Annotated in this window: 23 protein-coding genes; all 23 read left to right on the top strand. The window is 48.2% G+C overall.

What is annotated here, in order from left to right; genetic code table 11:
- The first annotated feature begins 44 nt into the window (after positions 1 to 44).
- The 23 genes from yfmF (at position 45) to GRF59_RS07445 (ending at position 22,245) form a co-directional block, all read left to right on the top strand.
- Positions 45 to 1,328, top strand: coding sequence for an EF-P 5-aminopentanol modification-associated protein YfmF (gene yfmF / locus GRF59_RS07550; RefSeq protein WP_160496983.1), 1,284 nt, complete (start codon positions 45 to 47; stop codon positions 1,326 to 1,328).
- Between the two features lie 3 nt (positions 1,329 to 1,331).
- Complete coding sequence (gene yfmH / locus GRF59_RS07545; protein ID WP_160496982.1) at positions 1,332 to 2,612, top strand: EF-P 5-aminopentanol modification-associated protein YfmH; 1,281 nt, start codon at positions 1,332 to 1,334, stop codon at positions 2,610 to 2,612.
- A complete protein-coding gene (ymfI, locus tag GRF59_RS07540) occupies positions 2,612 to 3,385 on the top strand; it encodes an elongation factor P 5-aminopentanone reductase (protein WP_160496981.1) in 774 nt (257 codons plus the stop codon). Before yfmH ends, ymfI begins: the two co-directional genes overlap by 1 nt.
- Positions 3,386 to 3,501: 116 nt before the next feature.
- Positions 3,502 to 3,753: a DUF3243 domain-containing protein gene (locus GRF59_RS07535; protein ID WP_160496980.1), complete on the top strand. Its 252-nt coding sequence runs from the start codon at positions 3,502 to 3,504 to the stop codon at positions 3,751 to 3,753.
- Between the two features lie 262 nt (positions 3,754 to 4,015).
- Entirely contained in the window at positions 4,016 to 4,762 is a 747-nt protein-coding gene (locus GRF59_RS07530) for a DUF3388 domain-containing protein (protein ID WP_160498181.1), read from the top strand.
- Between the two features lie 28 nt (positions 4,763 to 4,790).
- A complete protein-coding gene (locus tag GRF59_RS07525; protein ID WP_160496979.1) occupies positions 4,791 to 5,837 on the top strand; it encodes a helix-turn-helix domain-containing protein in 1,047 nt (348 codons plus the stop codon).
- A 118-nt stretch (positions 5,838 to 5,955) separates the two neighbouring features.
- Positions 5,956 to 6,129 carry a hypothetical protein gene (locus tag GRF59_RS29345; protein WP_202128508.1) on the top strand — a complete coding sequence of 58 codons (174 nt, stop codon included), beginning with the start codon at positions 5,956 to 5,958 and terminating at the stop codon, positions 6,127 to 6,129.
- A gap of 162 nt (positions 6,130 to 6,291) precedes the next feature.
- Positions 6,292 to 6,783, top strand: coding sequence for a YajQ family cyclic di-GMP-binding protein (locus GRF59_RS07520; RefSeq protein WP_160496978.1), 492 nt, complete (start codon positions 6,292 to 6,294; stop codon positions 6,781 to 6,783).
- Between the two features lie 199 nt (positions 6,784 to 6,982).
- Complete coding sequence (pgsA, locus tag GRF59_RS07515) at positions 6,983 to 7,570, top strand: CDP-diacylglycerol--glycerol-3-phosphate 3-phosphatidyltransferase (RefSeq protein ID WP_160496977.1); 588 nt, start codon at positions 6,983 to 6,985, stop codon at positions 7,568 to 7,570.
- A gap of 119 nt (positions 7,571 to 7,689) precedes the next feature.
- Positions 7,690 to 8,976 carry a competence/damage-inducible protein A gene (locus GRF59_RS07510; protein ID WP_160496976.1) on the top strand — a complete coding sequence of 429 codons (1,287 nt, stop codon included), beginning with the start codon at positions 7,690 to 7,692 and terminating at the stop codon, positions 8,974 to 8,976.
- Positions 8,977 to 9,183: 207 nt separating this feature from the next.
- A complete protein-coding gene (recA, locus tag GRF59_RS07505) occupies positions 9,184 to 10,245 on the top strand; it encodes a recombinase RecA (protein WP_160496975.1) in 1,062 nt (353 codons plus the stop codon).
- An 81-nt stretch (positions 10,246 to 10,326) separates the two neighbouring features.
- Entirely contained in the window at positions 10,327 to 11,055 is a 729-nt protein-coding gene (locus GRF59_RS07500; protein WP_160496974.1) for a regulatory protein RecX, read from the top strand.
- Positions 11,056 to 11,338: 283 nt separating this feature from the next.
- The gene (gene rny, locus GRF59_RS07495; protein ID WP_160496973.1) at positions 11,339 to 12,880 is read left to right on the top strand and encodes a ribonuclease Y; all 1,542 of its coding nucleotides are present in this window, start codon (positions 11,339 to 11,341) and stop codon (positions 12,878 to 12,880) included.
- Between the two features lie 119 nt (positions 12,881 to 12,999).
- Positions 13,000 to 13,794, top strand: coding sequence for a TIGR00282 family metallophosphoesterase (locus GRF59_RS07490; RefSeq protein ID WP_160498180.1), 795 nt, complete (start codon positions 13,000 to 13,002; stop codon positions 13,792 to 13,794).
- A gap of 156 nt (positions 13,795 to 13,950) precedes the next feature.
- Positions 13,951 to 14,211, top strand: a complete 261-nt coding sequence (locus tag GRF59_RS07485; RefSeq protein WP_006286829.1) for a stage V sporulation protein S — start codon at positions 13,951 to 13,953, stop codon at positions 14,209 to 14,211.
- A gap of 177 nt (positions 14,212 to 14,388) precedes the next feature.
- Positions 14,389 to 15,396 carry a dipeptidase gene (locus tag GRF59_RS07480; protein WP_341480061.1) on the top strand — a complete coding sequence of 336 codons (1,008 nt, stop codon included), beginning with the start codon at positions 14,389 to 14,391 and terminating at the stop codon, positions 15,394 to 15,396.
- 221 nt (positions 15,397 to 15,617) lie between these two features.
- Positions 15,618 to 17,372, top strand: a complete 1,755-nt coding sequence (locus GRF59_RS07475; RefSeq protein WP_160496972.1) for a 2-oxoacid:acceptor oxidoreductase subunit alpha — start codon at positions 15,618 to 15,620, stop codon at positions 17,370 to 17,372.
- A gap of 2 nt (positions 17,373 to 17,374) precedes the next feature.
- The gene (locus tag GRF59_RS07470) at positions 17,375 to 18,241 is read left to right on the top strand and encodes a 2-oxoacid:ferredoxin oxidoreductase subunit beta (protein WP_160496971.1); all 867 of its coding nucleotides are present in this window, start codon (positions 17,375 to 17,377) and stop codon (positions 18,239 to 18,241) included.
- 108 nt (positions 18,242 to 18,349) lie between these two features.
- Positions 18,350 to 18,922, top strand: a complete 573-nt coding sequence (pduL, locus tag GRF59_RS07465) for a phosphate propanoyltransferase (protein WP_160496970.1) — start codon at positions 18,350 to 18,352, stop codon at positions 18,920 to 18,922.
- Positions 18,923 to 19,217: 295 nt separating this feature from the next.
- Positions 19,218 to 20,780 carry a tRNA (N6-isopentenyl adenosine(37)-C2)-methylthiotransferase MiaB gene (gene miaB, locus GRF59_RS07460; protein ID WP_160496969.1) on the top strand — a complete coding sequence of 521 codons (1,563 nt, stop codon included), beginning with the start codon at positions 19,218 to 19,220 and terminating at the stop codon, positions 20,778 to 20,780.
- Between the two features lie 31 nt (positions 20,781 to 20,811).
- Entirely contained in the window at positions 20,812 to 21,258 is a 447-nt protein-coding gene (locus GRF59_RS07455) for a YlbF/YmcA family competence regulator (protein WP_202128507.1), read from the top strand.
- 73 nt (positions 21,259 to 21,331) lie between these two features.
- Positions 21,332 to 21,805, top strand: coding sequence for a GNAT family N-acetyltransferase (locus tag GRF59_RS07450; RefSeq protein ID WP_160496968.1), 474 nt, complete (start codon positions 21,332 to 21,334; stop codon positions 21,803 to 21,805).
- 38 nt (positions 21,806 to 21,843) lie between these two features.
- Complete coding sequence (locus tag GRF59_RS07445) at positions 21,844 to 22,245, top strand: PaaI family thioesterase (RefSeq protein WP_160496967.1); 402 nt, start codon at positions 21,844 to 21,846, stop codon at positions 22,243 to 22,245.
- Positions 22,246 to 22,335 lie beyond the last annotated feature (90 nt).

The raw sequence follows: 22,335 nt of genomic DNA, 5'->3' as shown, positions 1-22,335 counted from the left end.
AGTGAAAGCGACAGACAAATTCACGGCTAAAGGAGTTTTGGACCTTGAATAAAACAGCATTTCAACATGGTAACACGGGGCGCATGAGGATTCACGTTCTGCCTACGAAACGCTTCAAAACGTTTGCCGTTTCGCTTTATACAGGCATTCCTCTCGCAGAGGATACGGTAACGGCAACGGCCCTAACTCCATTTGTATTAAGACGCGGAACCGAATCCTATCCAGAAACGAGACAGTTCCGCGAGCAATTGGAGCAAATGTATGGAGCGGGTTTTGGCTTTGATGTATATAAGCGGGGCAATTATCAGATGGTTCAGTTCCGTATGGATACCATTAATGATTCCTTTGTCAAAAACGAGGGCAGTCTGCTCGAAGATTCCTTTGCGTTTCTAGGCGAGGTGGTTACGCGCCCTGCGCTGGAAAACGGTTACTTCCGCAGCAGCTACGTACAGGCTGAAAAAGAAAATGTGCGAAAAAAGCTGGAAGCCATCGTGAACGATAAAATTAGATACGCTTCGGAACGCTGCATCGAGGAGATGTGCCGCAATGAGCCGTACCGATTGCATCCCCTTGGACAACGCAAGGATCTGGAAGGCATCACGCCCGAAAGCCTATACAAGGCTTACCGGCATTGGCTGGATACGGCGAGCATGGACCTGTATGTAGTCGGCGATACAACGCTTGAAGAAGTGGAGCAGCTCGTGGATAAGTATTTTGCGTTCGGTTCCGATTCTAAGGAATGTGCTTACAAACAGGAAGTATCGACCCGCAAGGCCGATGAGGTACGGACCGTGGTTGAAAAGATGGAAGTCAGCCAGGGCAAGCTGAATCTGGGACTCCGCACTTCCATTACATATGCCGATGAGCAGTATGCCGCCGTGCTTATGTATAACGGAATATTGGGGGGCTATCCGCATTCAAAGCTTTTCATGAATGTGCGTGAAAAAGAAAGCCTGGCATACTACGCCTCTTCCCGCTACGACGGACATAAAGGCATCGGTACGATTCAGTCGGGTATCGAAATTCAAAACTACGAGAAGGCGCTCGAAATTATCAAGAAGCAGCTTGAGGAGATGCGCGCAGGTAACATTACCGACCTCGAAATGTCCCAAACCAAAGCGATGATCCGGAATCTGCTGCTTGAAATCGACGATTCCGCCTTTGAAATGATCGCGTATGATTTCAACCGCCAATTCTCCGGCAAGGACCGCCCGCGCGCAGAGCTGCTGCAACAGGTGGAGGCAATTCAGATTGAGGATGTAAAGGCAGCTGCGGCTACATTTGAGCTGGATACGATCTATTTCCTGAAGGGGCAGAAGGAGGAATAACCGGTGGAAAAACTTCAGTTCGACAACTTGCAGGAAACCCTGTACAAGGAAGTGATGGACAATGGACTTCATGTGTATGTACTTCCTAAACCGGGGTTCCAAAAAATGTATGCAACATTCGCCACGAAATACGGGTCGGTGGATAACCATTTCCGCGTGGAAGGACAGGAAGAGATATCCGTTCCGGACGGAATCGCGCATTTTCTGGAGCATAAGATGTTCGAGGAACCCGAAGGCGATATCTTCGCGACTTTTGCTTCCAACGGGGCGTCAGCCAATGCATTCACAAGCTTTGACCAGACGGTTTACCTGTTTTCGGCCACGGAAAATATCGAGAAAAACCTGGAGACATTGGTCAACTTTGTGCAGCATCCCTATTTTACGGACCAAAATGTCGAAAAAGAAAAAGGGATCATCGGGCAGGAAATCAATATGTATTTGGATAACGCCGACTGGCGGGTTTACTTCGGCCTGATCGAAGCGATGTACAAAATTCATCCGGTCCATATCGATATCGCAGGTACGGTGGAGTCCATCAGCACGATCACCAAAGAAACGCTTTATACTTGCTATAATGCGTTTTACCATCCAAGCAACATGCTGCTCTTTGTTGTGGGTGGCGTGAAACCCGAGGAGATTTTTGAGCTCGTTCGGTCCAATCAGGCCGCGAAGGATTACAAACCGCAAGGCGATATCAAGCGCTTGTTCGATCCGGAAAAGGAGGAAGTGGCCGAGAAACGCCGCATTGCCAAACTGGCTGTATCCATGCCTAAATGCCTTTTCGGTTTCAAGGAAAAGCACGTAGGAGCCACTGGCAAAGAACTCCTCCGCCGCGATCTGACCAGCAAGCTGATGCTCGACCTGCTTTTTGGCTCAAGTACAGAGCTATATCAGAAGCTGTATGACGAAGATCTAATCTCGGACGGATTTTCTCACGAATACAACAGTTCCCCGCAATATGCTTTCTCGGCTGTGGGTGGGGACACTCCGGATCCGGATAAACTGCTCGCCAGAGTGCAGGAGGAAGTCGACAAGATCCTGAAGAACGGATTTAAGGAAGAGGATTTTGAACGGGCACGCAAAAAGAAAATCGGCGGATATTTGCGAATGCTGAACTCGCCGGAGAATATCGCCCATGAGTTTACACGCTATCAGTTCCGCGACAGCGATTTTTTCTCCGTAGTACAGGTTTACGAATCGATTACATTAAAAGAAGTCAATGACCGTTTGCAAGAGCATACGGATTGGAATCAGTTGGCTGTTTCGATCGTGGTGAATCCGTAATGGCCGGCCTGGGAGAGGAAGGCTTAGCGAAAGCTCTAGGAGATACGACGGTGTTGGTTACAGGCGCAAGCAGGGGGATCGGTGCAGCGATTGCTGAACGCTTTGCACAGGTCGGGATGAAAGTGGTCATACATTATGGCTCCTCGCATGAAGCAGCCAATGACGTGGCTCGCCGCTGCATGCAGCATGGAGCGAAAGTTCTGACTGTATCGGCGGATCTGAAAGACAACCAGCAGATTCTGCGCATGCGGGATAAGCTTGAAAGTCACGGGCTTATGCCGGATATTCTGATTAATAACGCCGGCATATCCCATTACGGGATGCTTGCGGATGTAACGGAAGAGCAGTGGGATGAAGTGATGGCGGTCAACTTGAAAGGGCTGTTTATGTGTACACAGGCATTCATGCCCTTCATGATATCCCAGCGCTATGGCCGTATCATCAATATGTCCTCCGTCTGGGGAATCTCCGGCGCTTCCTGTGAAGTGCTGTATTCAACGACGAAAGGCGGCATTAACGCGTTTACCAAGGCATTGGCCAAGGAGCTTGCTCCGTCAGGCGTTACGGTGAATGCTGTCGCTCCTGGTGCCGTGAATACGGAAATGCTTGGACACCTTGATGCGGAGGAGAAGCGGATGCTGGAGGAGGAAATACCTGCGGGAAGACTTGCTACGCCGGATGAGATTTCGTCATTGGTGTACTTCCTGGCACTTCCGGAGTCCGGTTATATCAATGGTCAGGTGATCAGCCCCAACGGGGGCTGGATTACCTGATGTCATTTTATAGAACGGTTGGATGATTCCGCCTTGTATTGTTACAGGCCATTGAGGTTATATTACAATTGTTGATTTTAAATCTCATGCGCCACAGCCCAAGGGAGGACTTATCAATGACCGTACTCAAAAATTTCGATACCTGGAAAAAGTTTCTGGGAGAGCGCGTCGTGCAAGCAGAAAAAATGGGGATGAGCGAAGATACCATCGCCAGCCTTGCTTACGAAATCGGTGACTTTTTGGATGAGAAGGTGGACCCTCAAAACTCCTCCAACCGCGCACTGAAAGAGTTATGGGAAGTCGGCAACAAGGAAGAACGCCATACCATTGCCCGCCTGATGGTCAAGCTGGCAAAGAAAAACATCTGATCGTCTGGTCAGGAACAAAGCTCAAAAAGGTCAATATATTGTGAGAAAAGCCCCCGATCGGGGGCTTTTCTCTAATGGTTACAGTATTGAACTTGTTTTTCGCTAGTATTTTATATATCATTAACGTGACCCAATATTATGGCAGTGAAAGTGAGCCTCTCCCGCAAGGGTTGCAGGTTTATTTTGTCGAAATAAGTGGGAAAAGTTCAGATGAGGTGTCAAGGTGGAATTTAATCAAACGAAGCAAACGAAGCAATGGTACATGGAATACAGGATACATAAGAACCGTCCGGGCCTGCTGGGGGATATTGCATCTCTGCTCGGTATGCTGGAGGTTAATATATTAACGATTAACGGCGTCGAAGGCAAGACGCGGGGAATGCTTCTTGAAACCGATGATGACGAGAAGATCAGCCTGATGGGAGCCATGCTCAAAAAGGTGGATAGCATTACGGTTTGCGCATTGCGTGAACCTAAGCTGGTCGATATTCTTGCTGTTCGTCACGGACGTTATATTGATCGAGATTCGGATGACCGTAAAACTTTTCGGTTTACCCGGGACGAGCTCGGATTACTTGTCGATTTTTTGGGTGAATTATTTAAGAAGAGCGGAAATCAGGTCATCGGCCTTCGCGGAATGCCGCGTGTAGGTAAAACGGAATCCATTATTGCAGGCAGCGTATGCGCAATGAAGCGCTGGACGTTTGTCTCCTCGACATTGCTCCGTCAGACCGTCAGAAGTCAGCTCTCTGAAGATGAGATGAATCCGGGGAACGTATTCATTATCGATGGAATCGTCAGTACGATCCGTTCGAATGAGCGCCATTATAATTTGTTGCAGGATATTATGGAAATGCCTTGTACGAAGGTAATCGAGCATCCGGATGTGTTCGTGCAAGAATCAGAATATACATTCGATGATTTCGATATTATTGTTGAGCTTCGAAACAATCCGAACGAAGAAATCATTTATGATACTTTTACCAGTTCCTACAATGACGACATTTAAATATAACTTGTGATTAGGAGGTGATGGTATGTCCGAATTGGGACAACAGCTAAGAGAAGCCAGGCTGCAAAAAGGCATGAGTCTGGATGATGTTCAAGAAATGACAAAAATCCGCAAAAGATATTTGGAAGCCATCGAAGCAGGGGATTACAAGGTGCTTCCAGGCAGTTTTTACGTGAGGGCCTTTATTAAAACTTACGCTGAAACGGTTGGATTGGATCCCGATCTGCTGCTTGAAGGCCATAAACAGGAGGCGCCTGCGGAGCCGGAGCCAACGATGGAGCCGGTTATACAAAAGCGCAGCAGCAATCGTTCATCGGAACGAAATGTGAAGTGGCTGTCCACGACATTAATGTGGATATTCCCCATTTTGATTATCGTCGTTATTTATTTGTATGCGAACAATGCGACCCACACGAAGTCTGTGAAGGTGGATCAGTCGAAGGTGACGAACAATCAGCAGGACCCGTCCAAAACTCCGGCTGAGACGACGCCTCCGGTGACCTCGGACCCGGGCAAAACGGCCGAAGGTACGGATAATACGACACCGGGCCAGACACCTAACGGCGGCACGGCAGGTGGCGATCAGACGACAACACCGCCTGACAATGGGACAAATACAGACGGAACAAATCCGGATAACGGCACCACCACGCCTCCGGGAGATCAGACCGTTTCCGTAGAACAGGACGGCAAGAAGGGTAAGGACACCATTTTTAAAGTCACGGCTCCTGCAGGCATGTCCGTACCTGTTGAAATCAAAGCTACCGGCAAGAGTTGGGTAGAGGTCTACAAGGGTGAAAATATTCATGGAGAGAAGCTGTCTTTCGGTAATACGAAGGAAGGCGAGACCTTGAGTTTTCAAGTCGACTCCGCCGGCCTGTATATTAAATCCGGTTATTCGCCTGCAACAACGATAACCGTAGGTGGCCAGACGGTGACCGACGGAAAATCAACATCCCGTATACTGCTTAAACTGGCTGATCCGCAAAGCTCCAACACATCCGGAAATCAGTCTGACGGAACAGATCCAAACAGTACGGATAACGCTGGTTCAACAGACAACAATGGCTAAATTGGGCTAATAATGCATAACCGGAGCGAATAAGACCGCACATGCACGGAGACAATAGGACTAGTACCACTTGGTATCCAGTTTTATAATTCTCCAGATGAAATGAGGTGCGTGGATTATGACAGTTAGCTGGATTGTGACCGGTCTTGGTATTATTGTCAGTCTTCTCGGTTATTATCTGACTCCCAATGCATGGGGGTACGGCATATTGGGCTTTGGACTTGCGCATATTGTGCTCGGTATACTGGACATGTTCAGACAACCTGTGCGCGACCGCGACCAAAGCCGCTGATATGAGGCTTATTGCCCATAAAAGGCATTCCTGAAAGGCGGGTACTGGCCCCAGGGAATGTCTTTTTGGTGTGGTGTGCACCGCTTTGAGAAGTTTCGATTAGACTTGTCTGCAACATTTTCATATAATATGACATGATGTTTTAAGAAAGGACGTGTTTACATGAGTTCAGAAAGTTCATTCGATATCGTTTCCAAATTTGATTTGCAGGAAATGAACAATGCCATCAATCAAGCAGAGAGGGAGATTGAGACACGCTTTGATTTTAAAGGCAGCAAAAGCAGCCTGAAGCTGGAAAAGGAAGCTCTGGTCATCGCATCGGACGATGAATACAAGCTGAAATCGGTCATTGATATCCTTCAGACCAAAATGATTAAAAGAGGGCTGTCGCTCAAAAACGTGGATTATAGCAAAATTGAGCCGGCTTCCATGGGAACGGTCCGCCAGCGCATTACGCTCAAGCAGGGAATCGATCAGGAGAATGCCAAAAAGATCAATGTGCTGATCCGCGATTCCAAACTCAAGGTCAAGAGCCAGATTCAAGGAGATCAAATCCGGGTAACAGGCAAGAGCAAGAATGACTTGCAAGCGATTATGCAGCTTTTGCGGAAGGCGGATTTAACCCTTGATCTGCAGTTCACGAACTTTAAATAATCACTTTCCGACGCTCGGAATACAGCAGGGAAACTAACTCCTTAACTGATTCGTTTATGTTTTTGACAGGTGATAAAACGTTATATTATACTTGTGAAGAAAAGTGTAATGAGAGACGTTTTCTACATAGTTTGTTTGTTTCCGGTACTTTGGTACTTGATTTATACTTCGAGTTTGTTTTATCCGGGGAGGGTCTACATTGAATTTACCCAACCGTATTACCATTGCAAGAATATGCCTGATTCCGGTCATGATGGTTTTTCTCCTGGTGGATTTTAGCTTCTACCCTGACCCGCTGATCTGGAATTCTTATGAGCTGCCCTTGAATCAATTGATTGCGGCATTCATTTTTATTGTGGCAGCCAGCACGGACGGTATAGACGGTTATTTGGCACGCAAGAACAACATGGTTACAAATCTAGGCAAGCTGCTGGATCCTTTGGCGGATAAGCTGCTTGTGGCAGCGGTGCTGATATCTCTCGTTGAGATGGGTAAGTGCGATTCCTGGATAGCAGTAGTCATTATCAGCCGCGAATTTGCAGTGACCGGACTCCGGCAGATTGCGCTTTTGGACGGTTCTGTTGTTGCGGCAAGCAAGTGGGGCAAGGCCAAGACGGTGGTTCAAATTATTGCCATTGTATTGATGCTTCTCAACAACTTCCCATTTGAGCTGATTGGAGTTCCGCTGGATGTGATCGCAACGTGGGCGGCTGCTTTGATTACGATTTACTCAGGAATTGATTATTTTGTGAAAAACAAACATTTGCTGCGGCTAACCAACGCATAATTGGCAATAGGGCTTCCCTATTGCTTTTTCTTTCCATGATCGACTGTTTAGTTGTACCCGGCTTGAAATGTGTCAATGATAGGTAGACAACAGAAGCGCATAATGTAGGAGGATGACAGATGAAAGCGGAAATCATTGCAGTGGGAACTGAACTGCTGCTCGGACAAATATTGAATACAAATGCCCAGTATCTGTCTCAGGAGCTTGCGGGAATGGGGATCGACGTTTATTATCAAACCGTTGTCGGCGATAATATGCAGCGTCTGCAGCACGCCATTGAGCATGCCGCCCAGCGGGCGGATATCCTTCTGCTTACCGGCGGCATTGGTCCTACCCAGGATGACCTGACCAAGGATGCATTGGCGGCCGTTCTGGGCCGTTCACTTCATATAGACCGTTTGGCTATGGACCAGGTGGAGAAGTTTTTCGTCAACCGCGGAATCGACATGACCGAGAACAACCGCCGTCAGGCACTTGTCATCCACGGAAGCACGCCGCTTCCCAATGAAACCGGCTTGGCTGTAGGGATTGCGATTGCACAGGATGAGAAGTTCTACATTGTGCTGCCAGGCCCGCCGAAGGAAATGAAGCCGATGTTTGACGGGCAGGCTAAACCATGGCTTTTGCAGCATGCCTTGACCGATGAAATGCCAATATACTCTAAAATGCTGAAGTTCGCCGGAATCGGTGAATCGCTGCTTGAGGATAAGCTTCTCGACTTGATTCAAGCCCAGAGCGATCCTACCATTGCGCCTTATGCCAAAGAAGGGGAAGTTTCCGTCCGTATCTCGACGAAGGCGGAAAGCGAGCTTGAGGCATTGAAGAAGCTCGAAGCAATGGAAGCCCAAATTCAGAAGCGTCTTCCCAAGCATATGTACGCGAGCACGGACGTTCCCATCGAGAAAATGATCGTGGACATCATGGCCGACCGCGGACTTACCCTCAGTGCGGCCGAGAGCTGCACAGGCGGGCTGCTCATGGAAAGCATCACTTCGATTCCCGGAAGCGCAACGATGTTTCAGGGAGGAATCGTGTGCTACTCCAATCAAATGAAGGAGAAGCTTCTTCACGTGCCCCATGCGCTGCTTGAAGGCGAAGACGCCCCTGGAGCGGTCAGCCATGAGGTGGCTGAGGTATTGGCCGAGCATGTCAGAATGATCACTGACAGCGACTTCGGCCTCTCGGTGACGGGGGTTGCGGGACCCGGCTATTCCGAACGCAAACCTGTTGGCCTTGTTTATGTCGCCCTGGCGGAGCGCGGCAAGAAAACGGACGTGTTTGAGCTTCGCTTCAGCGGCAACCGTGAAACCATCCGCATTCGAACGGTCAAGACGCTCCTTCACCATTTATGGCTGAGATTGATCACGCATCAGCCTGAATCCGCTTCGGACGAAGTTGTACAATAACTCGCCTAAGAGGTATAATGATTGTATACGGAAGAACCGTGCAAATTTGAATTTTGCTGCGGTTCTTTTCTGTTCCCGGGTACTGCGGCTAAATGCCGGAAGGAGAATGTGCGGGATAAAAAAACGAATGTATGTTCGAAAAAATGCTTGGCAAACGTTCCAAAACAAGGTATGATATGAGTATAAACGGTGAAGGATGTGAGTTTATTGTCAGATCGTCGTGCTGCGCTGGAAGTCGCGCTTCGTCAGATAGAGAAACAATTCGGTAAAGGTTCAATCATGAAGCTGGGTGAGTCAACTCACATGCAGGTGGAAGTCGTTCCCAGTGGTTCCTTGGCTTTGGATATAGCATTAGGTATTGGTGGTCTTCCAAGAGGCCGCGTAGTTGAAATATATGGACCGGAGTCATCCGGTAAGACAACAGTGGCTCTCCATGCCATTGCAGAAGTTCAGAAGACGGGTGGACAAGCTGCATTTATCGATGCGGAGCATGCGCTCGATCCTCTCTATGCAAGCAAGCTCGGCGTTAACATCGATGAGCTGCTTCTTTCCCAACCGGACACAGGTGAACAAGCGCTGGAAATCGCTGAAGCGCTCGTACGCAGCGGAGCTGTTGATATTATTGTCGTGGACTCGGTAGCGGCTCTCGTACCGAAAGCTGAGATCGAAGGCGAAATGGGGGATTCCCACGTGGGTCTTCAGGCTCGTCTGATGTCCCAAGCCTTGCGTAAGCTATCCGGTGCCATTGCCAAATCGAAGACGATTGCCATCTTCATTAACCAGCTTCGCGAGAAGGTGGGCGTGATGTTCGGTAACCCGGAAACAACGCCTGGCGGCCGCGCCTTGAAATTCTATTCTTCCGTGCGCCTGGATGTGCGCCGTATAGAGAGTATCAAGATGGGCAATGATGTTGTAGGTAACCGTACGCGTATCAAGGTCGTGAAGAACAAGGTAGCACCTCCGTTCAAACAGGCTGAAATTGATATTATGTATGGTGAAGGCATCTCCAAGCAAGGTAGCATTATTGATATTGGTACGGAACTCGACATCGTGAATAAAAGCGGAGCTTGGTATTCCTATGAGGGAGAACGCCTGGGTCAGGGTCGTGAAAATGCCAAGCAGTTTTTGAAAGAGAATACGCAAATTTCCGATGTGATTGAGAATAAAATTCGGGAAGCAAGCAATCTGACCACTACAGTCCCTGCTCCTTCATCCACCGATCTGGAGGCAGAGGAGAAGGAAGAACAGGAATTGCTGGAGCTTGAATAAACGTTAGCCTAAATAGAAGGCGTCCTGGTGAACCTGTCCAGGGCGCCTTTCTCATTTTTATTTGGATATCAGGGGGAGACTATGCAGGAATCAGATTTGAACAAGCAGCAGGAAATGACGGATGTGACGCATTTCCCTGATGACATGGATCTTGAGATTACCGCTGTGGAACGGCAGCCGAAGCAGAAAGGTCGTTATTTAATTTCGTTTGGTGAGTATATACTGTCGATCCATGAAGATGTCATGATTAAATATCGGATGCTAAGAGGCAGTACCTTTACCAAAAGGGAGCTTGAAGAAATCATTCTTGCCGATGAGAAGCAGAGGGCGTATGTACAGGCTCTCAAGTACCTGGAACGAAAGCAGCGTACGCGGAAGGAACTTGCGGACAGGCTCCGTGAGAAAGAAATCACATCTAACGTTATTGAGCATGCCCTTAAGCGGTTAGAGAACGAGGGATTGATTAATGACGAGCTGTATGCGAAGCAATGGGCTGAGCAGCGCGTTTCAAACCAGCGGAAGGGCAAAGCATGGGTCAGGGAAGAACTTCGCCAGAAAGGCGTAGATAAGTCGCTGATCAGCGAGGCGCTCGCAGAAGTGAGTCAGGAGCAAGAGTTTGAAAGCGGTCTGATTGTGGGAAGAAAGAAGTGGAACCAGACGCGCGGAGAGCTATTGGACAAAAAGCGTAAAACGGGTGCTTTTTTAATGAGAAGAGGGTTTTCCGGAGAACTGACCAGAAAGGTTATTAATCAGTTAATCCAGGAAAACGACGAAGCGGAAGAAGATATGGAGCATTTTTCTTTTGATTGAGGCAGAAGTTAACATATTATGAAATGCACTCTCTTGACAATATCTTTTCACAAATACTAAAATGAATATGAATCTTGTACCGAAAAGAAACCCTTTTTCCTTCCAAGAAAGGCTCGTTTCTGTAAGATTCGGTTGCGCCAATTCATATGGATAATGCCCGTATTTTTCACGGGAGATAAGAATCGTTGATTTACGATTTGTGTATGATGATGAACGTGTTGAAATGCAGAACTGTAAAAAATCCCAAGGAATACCTTGGAGGAACCAACGGGGGGGTGAAATTATGCCTACATGGCTATCGATCGTTCTCGTTGTTGCCGGATTGTTCTTGGGGTTCGTGATTGGATATTTTATTCGCAAATCTCTTGCAGAAGCTAAAATTTCTAGTGCTGAACAAGCTGCATTGCATATTGTCGAAAATGCGAAGAAAGAAGCTGAAGCACAGAAAAAGGAAACGGTACTGGAAGCCAAGGATGAAATCCACAAAATCCGTACCGAAGCTGAAAAAGACACTCGTGAGCGTCGGAATGAAATTCAACGGCAGGAAAGACGATTGTTGCAGAAAGAAGAGTCGCTGGATAAAAAGATTGAATCGCTGGAACGCAAAGAAGAACAAGTGGCTAACAAAGAGAAGCGTATTGAAGAGACACAACAGCAGATTGATCTGATTTATAAAAGCCAGGTCACTGAATTGGAACGCATCTCCAATTTGACGATGGAGGATGCAAGAAGCATCATTCTGAGCAATGTGGAACAGGAAGTACGGCATGAAACCGCTCAAATGATCAAGGACATCGAGCAGCAGGCCAAGGAGGAAGCGGACAAGAAGGCACGTGAAATCGTGACCCTTGCCATTCAGCGCTGCGCTGCCGACCATGTGGCTGAGACTACGGTATCTGTAGTGACATTGCCGAATGAGGAAATGAAAGGGCGGATTATCGGTCGTGAAGGCCGTAATATCCGTGCACTGGAGACCCTTACGGGTATTGATCTCATTATTGATGATACTCCTGAAGCAGTTATTCTGTCAGGATTCGATCCGATCCGCCGGGAAATCGCCCGTACCGCTTTGGAAAAACTGGTATCAGATGGCCGAATTCATCCAGCTCGGATTGAAGAAATGGTGGAAAAATCACGCAAAGAGGTCGACGAACGTATTCGCGAATACGGCGAACAGGCGACCTTCGAGGTGGGAGTACACGGATTGCATCCGGATCTCATCAAGATCCTGGGCCGTTTGAAATTCCGTACCAGCTATGGTCAGAACGTTTTGAAGCATTCCATGGAGGTTGCTTATCTCACGGGTCTGATGGCCGGAGAGCTTGGAGAAGACATCGTTCTCGCCAAACGTGCCGGTTTGTTGCATGACATCGGAAAAGCGCTGGATCATGAAGTGGAAGGATCACACGTTGAAATCGGCGTGGAACTAGCGAAGAAATACAAGGAACATCCGGTCGTTATCAACAGTATTGCATCGCACCACGGTGATGTTGAAGCAACTTCAGTTATCGCTATGCTGGTTGGAGCGGCGGATGCACTTTCCGCAGCAAGACCAGGAGCACGTCGTGAAACGCTTGAAACGTATATCAAACGACTGGAAAAGCTGGAAGAAATATCTGAGTCCTTCGAGGGTGTAGAAAAATCGTTCGCGATTCAAGCCGGACGCGAAGTTCGCGTCATGGTGCAGCCTGAAAAGATTGACGATGCGGAAGCCTTCCGCTTGGCAAGGGATATCACGAAAACGATCGAAAATGAACTGGATTATCCGGGGCATATCAAAGTTACTGTTATTCGTGAAACCCGGGCGGTTGAATACGCTAAATAATGCTCTTTGAAAAGTGGCCGCATTAGGGGCCACTTTTCATATTTAGATCGGGTAAACTCATAACTTGGTCTCGTGTGAATATTCGAAATATTATTTTATCTGCATTGGAGGGGAACGTTATTAACGTTTTATTTATTGGAGACATCGTAGGAAGTGTAGGCAGAAAAGCGTTAAAGGATACGCTGCCTTCTCTGAAATCAAAGTATAATCCACATATCATTATCGTAAACGGAGAAAACGCAGCTTCTGGCCGGGGCATCACGCAATCCATCGCCAAGGATTTTTTTGAATGGGGCGTTCATGGTATTACGATGGGCAACCACACATGGGATAACAAAGAAATCTTCGACTTTATCGATGATGAACCTCGAATGATCCGTCCTGCCAATTTTCCTCCGGGAACGCCTGGATTGGGACACACGATCATCAAGGCGAACGGTAAAGAACTGGCCATCGTCAATTTGCAGGGCCGGACGTTTTTGCCAGCCATTGACTGTCCTTTCCGCAAAAGCGATGAAATTGTGGATCAACTGCGCAAAAAGCATAAGCATATCTTAGTAGACTTTCATGCGGAAGCTACATCCGAGAAAATCGCTATGGGCTGGCATATGGACGGACGCGCTTCGATCGTTGTAGGTACACATACTCATGTTCAGAGCAATGACGATACGATTCTGCCAGGCGGAACAGCCTATCTGACGGATGCTGGCATGGTAGGTCCCAAAGAAGGGATTCTGGGCATGGAACGGGAAGCTGTACTCCGGAAATTCAAGACCCAGCTGCCGGTCCGTTTTCAGGTGGACACAGGGAAATGGCAGTTCCACGGGGTATACGTACAGCTGGATGATGCCACCGGTAAAGCGAAAAAAATGGAGAAAATCCGCTTGCTTGAGGACGATTGGATTATGGACTAAGGAACTTTCCGTATAGGGAATGAGATGTGGAAGTCTAAGACTATGGATGTATTTTTCCAGGTAAAATTGACAAAAAGAAGGAATTATTTTGCCACTCCCGAATAACATCTAGTATGTGGAAGCTAACCATCATCATTCCCAGGGGAGGTACTTACCATGGAAGTATTAAAAGTTTCAGCAAAGTCCAATCCAAATTCTGTTGCCGGTGCTCTAGCTGGCGTGCTTCGTGAACGTGGTGCTGCTGAACTGCAGGCAATCGGAGCGGGAGCGCTAAACCAAGCCATTAAAGCGGTTGCCATTGCCCGGGGATTTGTCGCACCAAGCGGAGTCGACCTGATTTGCATTCCAGCGTTTACGGATATTGTGATTGATGGGGAAGACCGTACCGCAATCAAGTTGATTGTGGAACCTAGATGAGTCGTTAGGTGTTGGTCGTTGTTGAAACCTGTTTATTGATATAAGCTGAATCAAGTCGAGCGTTACCGGGGACATACTCCTCTGACTTGCATTCAGTTTATATGGGATAGACAGGTTTTTTTGCATCCATCAGGGGCAAGGTCATAGAATAGCGGAAGGGAGAAATGAACCGTGAGTATCCCCGTCATTGATTTCCACTGCGATGTTCTGAGCAAAATGAGGGAGGACACGAGAATATCCTTCCAAAATGATAAGAAGCTTGATGTAACCTATGAGCGACTGCAGCATGGAGCAGTGTCGCTGCAATGTTTTGCGATATATTTGTCTGAACGTTGGGGGATCCCGCGTTATGAATATATTTTGGATCAGATTGACGTATTCAAATCCAGGGTCATGACAACCGCCGGTGGCGTTCGCTGGATGCGCTGGAAGGAGGAAGCGGCAGAACTGGAGCAAGAAATAGGATCAGTCCATCCGGCGAGTAAAGCCGGGCAAATTCCATGGGGCCTGCTCTCGGTCGAGGGGGCAGACGGCTTTGAAGGCAGTTTGTTCTATGTAAGAATGTGTTATGAGATGGGCGTGCGTTTTCTCGGGATCACCTGGAATTACGCAAACTGGGCGGCAGATGGAGTGCTAGAGAAGCGAGATGGAGGATTCACCGAAAAAGGAAAAAAACTGATTGAGCTTTGCAACGAGATCGGACTTCTTCTGGATGTATCGCATCTGTCCCCGACCGGATTTTGGGAATTGACCGAGCGGACGGAGCGGCCGTTCATCGCTTCTCACTCCAATGCCAAATCGATATGTCCGCATCCGCGAAATCTGACCGATGAGCAGATTCGTGCTATCGTTGCCATGGATGGCCGCATTGGAATGACTTTTGTGCCATGGTTTGTAAGGGAGGGCGGTGAGAAGCCGGTGCGACCGGAGGAGCTGCTCCCTCATATTGAGCATTTCTGTTCACTGGGGGGACAGAACAGCCTGATGATAGGATCGGATTTCGATGGGATTGATGCCTGGATTCAAGGCTTGGAGCATCCGGGACGTTATCCTGAGTTCGCCGAGCTGCTGTGCAAGCATTATTCGGAGGAGCTGGTACGGAAGTGGTTTTCGGGAAATGCATTATCCTATCTAAAACGCCATCTCCCGGAAAGTGAAGGTATGCATGGCAAGCCGGTCAAATGAGTTCCTCTTATGGAAGGCATGATCGAGCATGCCTATCATGCCTTCCATGAAAGGATAGGCTAGCGTGAAAAGCGATGAAAAATGTCACACAAAAAACGCTTGCTATTTGTCCAGGATACTCATAAACTTTTACGTAATTATTAGGAGTGTATTTCGAAGTAGTGCGAGGGACATGAATGACATGGCGCCAGCACTATGAACGGGAAGAAGGAGTGGGCTTTTTGATTAGTCAATTATCATGGAAAATAGGTGGACAGCAAGGGGAAGGCGTGGAGAGCACGGACCGGATCTTTTCGACGGCTCTGAATCGCCTTGGCTATTATCTGTATGGTTATCGACATTTTTCGTCTCGGATAAAAGGTGGTCACACCAATAATAAAATTCGCATCAGTACGCAGCCTATTCGCGCGATTGCGGATGATTTGGATATACTGGTTGCATTTGACCAGGAAAGCATTGATTTGAACGCGCATGAGCTGCGTCCGGGTGGTGTCGTTATTGCAGACGCCAAATTTGGACCAGCGCTGCCTGAGGGAGCGGATGCGCGTCTTTTTCCTGTGCCTATTACTTCGATTGCGGAGGATCTAGGTACCTCTTTGATGAAGAACATGGTTGCATCCGGTGCTTCTTGGGCGCTGCTCGGATTGCCTATGGATGTGTTCAACAAAGCGGTGGAAGAGGAATTTGGCCGCAAGGGAGCCGCAGTTGTTGAGAAAAACATTGAAGCTGTCAAGCGCGGTGCAGATTTTGTGCTCGAATTGGCTGGCGGTCCGCTGGAAGATTTCAGACTTGAGCCAGCCGATGGCAAACAAAAGCTCTTCATGATCGGTAATGATGCGATTGGACTCGGAGCGCTTGCTGCCGGCTGCCGTATCATGAGTGCATATCCGATTACACCAGCTTCCGAAATTATGGAATATCTTATTAAAAAGCTGCCGAAATTCGGCGGAACCGTTGTACAGACGGAGGACGAGATTGCTGCCATCACGATGGCCATCGGTGCGAATTATGCGGGAGTCCGCTCGATGACGGCTTCTGCGGGTCCTGGCTTGTCGCTCATGATGGAAGCTATCGGGCTGTCGGGGATGACCGAGACGCCGGTAGTTATCATCGATACGCAGCGCGGAGGCCCAAGTACAGGGCTGCCGACTAAACAGGAGCAGAGCGATATCAACGCACTCATTCACGGGACGCACGGTGAGATTCCTAAGATCGTGCTGGCACCAAGCTCCATAGAGGAATGCTTCTACGATATGATCGAAGCGTTTAATCTGGCGGACAAGTACCAGCTGCCTGTCATCGTTGTGACGGATCTGCAGTTGTCTCTGGGCAAGCAGTCCTGTGAGCTGCTCGATTATGACCGGATCAGCATCAACCGAGGAAAGCTTGTGCAGGAGGCGCCGGAGCTGGAAGCAGGCGCGTTATTTAAGCGCTACGAGCTGACAGAGGACGGTGTATCTCCGAGGGTGATTCCAGGACAGAAACACGGCATTCATCATGTCACGGGGGTGGAGCATGATGAAAGCGGCAGACCTTCGGAAAGTGCTGTGAATCGTAAGCAAATGATGGATAAACGCCTTGGCAAAATGGACCGGATTGAGGTAGAGCATCCCGTCCATGCAGATGCACCGTATGAGAATCCCGAGCTGTTGATCATCGGTATGGGTTCAACCGGCGGAACGATCAAGCAAGCTAGGGAAATGCTTGAAAATGAAGGGATCACAACGAATCAGATGATGATACGATTGCTTCACCCGTTCCCGGCAGAGGCTGTGAAGCCTTATGTGGAGCAAGCGAAGCAGGTGATCGTTCTTGAACATAACGCAACCGGTCAGTTGGCTGATTTGATCAAGCTGCATGTCGGAAGCAGAGAGAAAATAACAAGCGTATTGAAATACGACGGGAATCCGTTCCTGCCCTCCATTGTGGCTGAGGAATGCAAAAAAGCCTGTCAGGTAAGTAAGGAGCTGGTATAGTCATGGCCACATTCAAAGAGTTTCGCAATAATGTTAAACCCAACTGGTGCCCGGGTTGCGGGGATTTTTCCATTCAAGCCGCCATTCAGCGTGCAGCCGCGAATTCCGGCCTGGAACCTGAGCAGCTGGCCGTCATATCCGGTATCGGCTGTTCCGGGCGGATTTCAGGCTATATCCACGCTTATGGATTTCATGGTATTCATGGTCGTTCACTTCCGATTGCGCAAGGCGTAAAGCTGGCGAATCGCGATCTTACGGTCATCGCATCCGGAGGAGACGGAGATGGCTTCGCCATCGGTATGGCTCATACCATCCATGCGATCCGCAGAAATATCAATATGACCTATATCGTTATGGATAATCAGATATACGGATTGACCAAAGGCCAAACCTCGCCAAGAAGCGCGGAAGGCTTCGTAACCAAAAGTACACCGCAGGGCTCTGTAGAAACCACGCTGTCCCCTTTGGAGCTGGCATTGTCTGCAGGGGCGACATTCGTGGCTCAGTCGTTCTCAAGCGATATCAAGCAGTTGACGGCACTCGTGGAAGAAGCGATCAAACATGAAGGCTTCTCCCTCATCAACGTGTTCAGCCCTTGCGTAACCTTCAATAAGGTCAATACGTACGAATGGTTCAAGGACAACATCGTTTCGCTGGATTCGATTCCGGACTATGATAAGACGAGCCGGATTGCTGCCATGACGACATTGATGGAGACCAACGGCATGGTTACCGGACTGATTTATCAGGATAAGAACAAAAAGAGTTATGAGAATCTGGTATCCGGTTTCAAAGAGGAACCGCTGGCTCATCAGGATTCGCTTATCTCCCGGGAACAATTTGACAATCTTGTAGCGGAATTCAAATAAAATCAGAAAAGGCGCCCGCAAGTGCGGTAGCGCCTTTTTAATTTGGGGTAAAAGGATGTATAATGAGTTGGCGTACAGATCATAGAGAAAAAATAAGGAGTGATCCACGTGAGTAAAACTGTACCTGTTGGAGTATCCGCAAGACATATTCATCTTACCCAAGAACATATCGAGGCTTTGTTTGGAGAAGGCTATCAATTGACTGAGTTTAAACCTCTGTCCCAGCCGGGCCAATTTGCCGCCAATGAAACGGTAGCGGTCATTGGATCTAAGGGTCAATTCGATAAGGTGAGAATTTTGGGCCCAGCCCGCAAAGCAAGCCAAGTGGAGATTTCCCGTACGGATTCCTTCGCGATCGGAGTGAAAGCACCGGTTCGTGAATCCGGCAATATCGAAGGAACTCCTGGCGTAAAGGTAAAGGGTCCGAAGGGTGAAATTGAATTGGAGCAGGGCGTAATCGTTGCAGCGCGTCATATTCACTTTCATACTTCTGATGCCGAGAAATGGGGCATTGCCGATCAACAGATGCTGAAGGTGCGAGTTGGCGGCGATCGCGGCGTCGTTTTCGAAAACGTCATCGCTCGCGTATCGGATTCCTTCGCACTGGACATGCATATCGATACCGATGAAGGAAACGCGGCCGGAGTCAATACCGGAGATAACGCTGAAATTATCGAGTAATTCTTGTTTTTATCTTCTTGTTCAAAATAAGGATGGGTTAAGCAAATGCATTTGCTCTACCCATCCTTTTTCGCGACTTTTTCTTTTTAGTGTTAGACTTGCGGCATCCTTTGCGAAACACAGGGAATTGTCATTTCTTGCTGTTTTTGCCGCGCCGGGAAACTAGATAACACCGGCAGTTCATGTTATAATTCATTGGAATGCCTTTTTATATAAATTGGACTATGGAATAAGAATTCAATTTATCTAGACAGAGTGTTTTGTCCCCAAGGGAATTGAAGGAGTGATCATCAGCATGGCCAAGGAAACAAAGGATTACTCCAAATATTTTGATTTTTCCGATGCCAAGGTCCTGTCAGAGGATGAACACGGCAAGACCATTCGTATCAAAGGCCGGGAGATTCATATTATTTCGGAGCCTAACCATAGACAAAGCAAGAAGCGCCGACGGGAAGACGTACAGGTGCTGTACGATACAGCGATACCTGCTGACCTTCAGGACATTGGTAAAGGAAAGCATTATATCGTATATACATTCGGCTGCCAGATGAATGAACATGATTCAGAGACCATCAAAGGAATATTGGAGCAAATGGGATATACCTCAACGGAGGAGCGAAAGGAAGCGGATATTATTCTGCTGAACACCTGTGCCATCCGTGAGAATGCCGAGGACAAAGTGTTTGGCGAGCTCGGACATCTCATGCACTTGAAGCGTGAAAAACCGGATATGCTGCTTGGTGTATGCGGCTGTATGTCCCAAGAGGAGAATGTGGTTAACCGCATCATGCAAAAGCATGGCTTCGTGGATTTGATCTTCGGTACCCACAATCTGCACCGACTTCCGCATCTCATGAAAGAGGCTCTGCTCAGCAAAGAAATGGTCGTTGAGGTGTGGTCCAAAGAAGGCGACATCATCGAGAACCTGCCGAAGAAACGCGAAGGACTGCGTGCCTGGGTTAATATCATGTACGGCTGCGACAAGTTCTGTACGTATTGCATCGTTCCGATGACTCGCGGTAAGGAACGGAGCCGGCGCCCAGAGGATGTTATTGCCGAAGTGCGCGACCTGGCCCGCCAAGGATTCAAGGAAGTTACGCTGCTTGGCCAAAATGTGAACGCATACGGCAAGGATTTCACCGACATCACCTACAGCTTTGGCGATTTGATGGATGATATCCGGAAAATCGATATACCGCGCATTCGCTTTACCACGTCCCATCCACGGGATTTCGACGACCGTCTGGTCGAAGTTCTCGGCAAAGGCGGTAATCTGGTCGAGCATATTCATCTGCCTGTACAGTCGGGAAGCAGCGAAGTACTTAAGATTATGGGACGGAAATACACACGTGAAATTTACTTGGAACTGGTTGGCAAAATAAAAGCCGCCATTCCGGGTGCGGTTCTGACCACGGATATTATCGTCGGCTTCCCGGGCGAGACGGATGAGCAATTCGAAGACACGCTTTCGCTTGTGCATGAAGTCGGCTTTGACTCAGCGTATACTTTTATTTACTCACCGCGCGAAGGCACGCCGGCCGCCGTGATGGAAGACAATGTGCCGCTGGAGGTCAAGAAGGAACGCCTGCAGCGCCTGAATCGTGCCATCGAGCTGCATAGCCGTAAGAGCCACGAAAACCTTCGTGGAGAGATCGTCGAAGTGCTGGTTGAAGGTGAGAGCAAAAATAACGCTTCCGTGCTGGCAGGACGTACCCGTACGAATAAGCTGGTCCATTTTGAAGGGGATCATGAGCTGATCGGCAGCTTCGTCCACGTCAAAATCACGGATGCAATGACCTGGTATATCAAGGGTGAAATTGTTCCAGAAACAAATGCAGCTCCAGCACTAACACTATAGAGTCAATTAAACGGAATAGGGGTAATGTAAGATGATAGAAAAAGGCCACCTGAACAGTATGGGCATGATGTCTTACGATACAAAGGATTTGATTATCCGCGACGATATTATGGCCAAGGCCAAAGAACTGGCAGGGTTGATCTCAAGCAGCGAAGAGGTTCAGCAGTACCAGAAGGCGGAAGAAAAAATCCGCAATCATGAGCATGTGCAAGGCTTGATCTCAACGCTCAAGAAACGCCAAAAAGAAGTGGTGGCTTTTGAATCTTTTCAAAATCCGCAAATGGTAGCGAAAATCGAGAAAGAAATGGAAACGCTCCAGGATGAAATCGATGGAATACCGGTGGTAGTGGAATTCCAACAGAGCCAAAGCGATATCAATTACCTTCTGCAGTTGGTTATGTCGGTGATTCGAGATACCGTTTCCGAGAAGATCAATGTTGAAGCGGGAACCGATGCACCTCCTTCCAATTGCGGTTAAGAGATAAAGAATTAAGGCTGTGGATCATGTATCCGCGCCTTTTTTTGTGGACGCGGGAAAGGATGGCGAGTTTATGAGCAAGCAAGTGATATTCAGAGTGAAAAGGGTAGAGGAGACTTTGCCCAGGGATTTGCTGATGCTGGCAGATCCGGAATGGCTGCAAGTCGAGAAGTACCTGAATCGGTCGAATTGGATAGTTGCTGAACAGGACGACAAGATCATTGGGGCGATTGGATTTATGCCGCTGGATTCCACGTCCGGAGAAATCATGAATGTCGCGATCGATCCGGCTTTTCAAGGGAAAGGTTATGGTAAAAGGCTGATTCTGCAAGCCCTGGAACACGCACGGAATAATCGTTGCACGAAGGTAATCGTCCGGACGGGAAACTCCAGTCTGAATCAGCTGGCGCTGTATCAAAAATGCGGATTCCGGATGATCCGGATAGAGCGGGACTATTTTGTGAACAACTATCCTGAGCCAATTTATGAAAATGGCATTCCGTGCCGGGATCAGGTCATTCTGGAAATGAACACCCAAGAGAATTAAACAACATAATATTGAGAGACAGCAATGGGGGTAGCAAAATGAAAGCATTGGAAGAAATGATTGCACGTGGGGAAAACACGTTTTGGTCTTATTTGGGTTGCGAGTTCGTATCGGCAGATGAAGAGAAGATCGTCATTGCTTTGGACGCTAAGAAGCATCACACGAATTCGATGGGCATCATTCACGGCGGCGTACTGACGTCATTGATGGACCAGGCCATGGGAATGGCCGCGACGGCAGCCAAGGATCAGGACAGCTGCGTAACAACCAACATTAATGTTCACTTCATGTCTCCGATGACAACCGGCAGACTTACCGTTACTGCGCGAATCATTCATATGGCGGGCCGCTCAATGACAACAGAAGCTCGTATCCACAATAGTGAAGGGACGCTCGGATGTCTTGCAACGGCTACATTCCGGGTTGTTAATCGCAAATAGCTCAAAGATTCGAACCTGCATATGAATAAAAACACTTGACTTTTCCAATCAATAAATCATAATGAAAGTATCAAAAAGAAGTTATGTGGT

This window comes from Paenibacillus dendrobii (genome assembly GCF_009807035.1).
Taxonomy (GTDB): domain Bacteria; phylum Bacillota; class Bacilli; order Paenibacillales; family Paenibacillaceae; genus Paenibacillus_AQ; species Paenibacillus_AQ dendrobii.
Note: the sequence above shows the minus strand (reverse complement) of the source record. Positions and strands in the feature narration are given on the sequence as shown.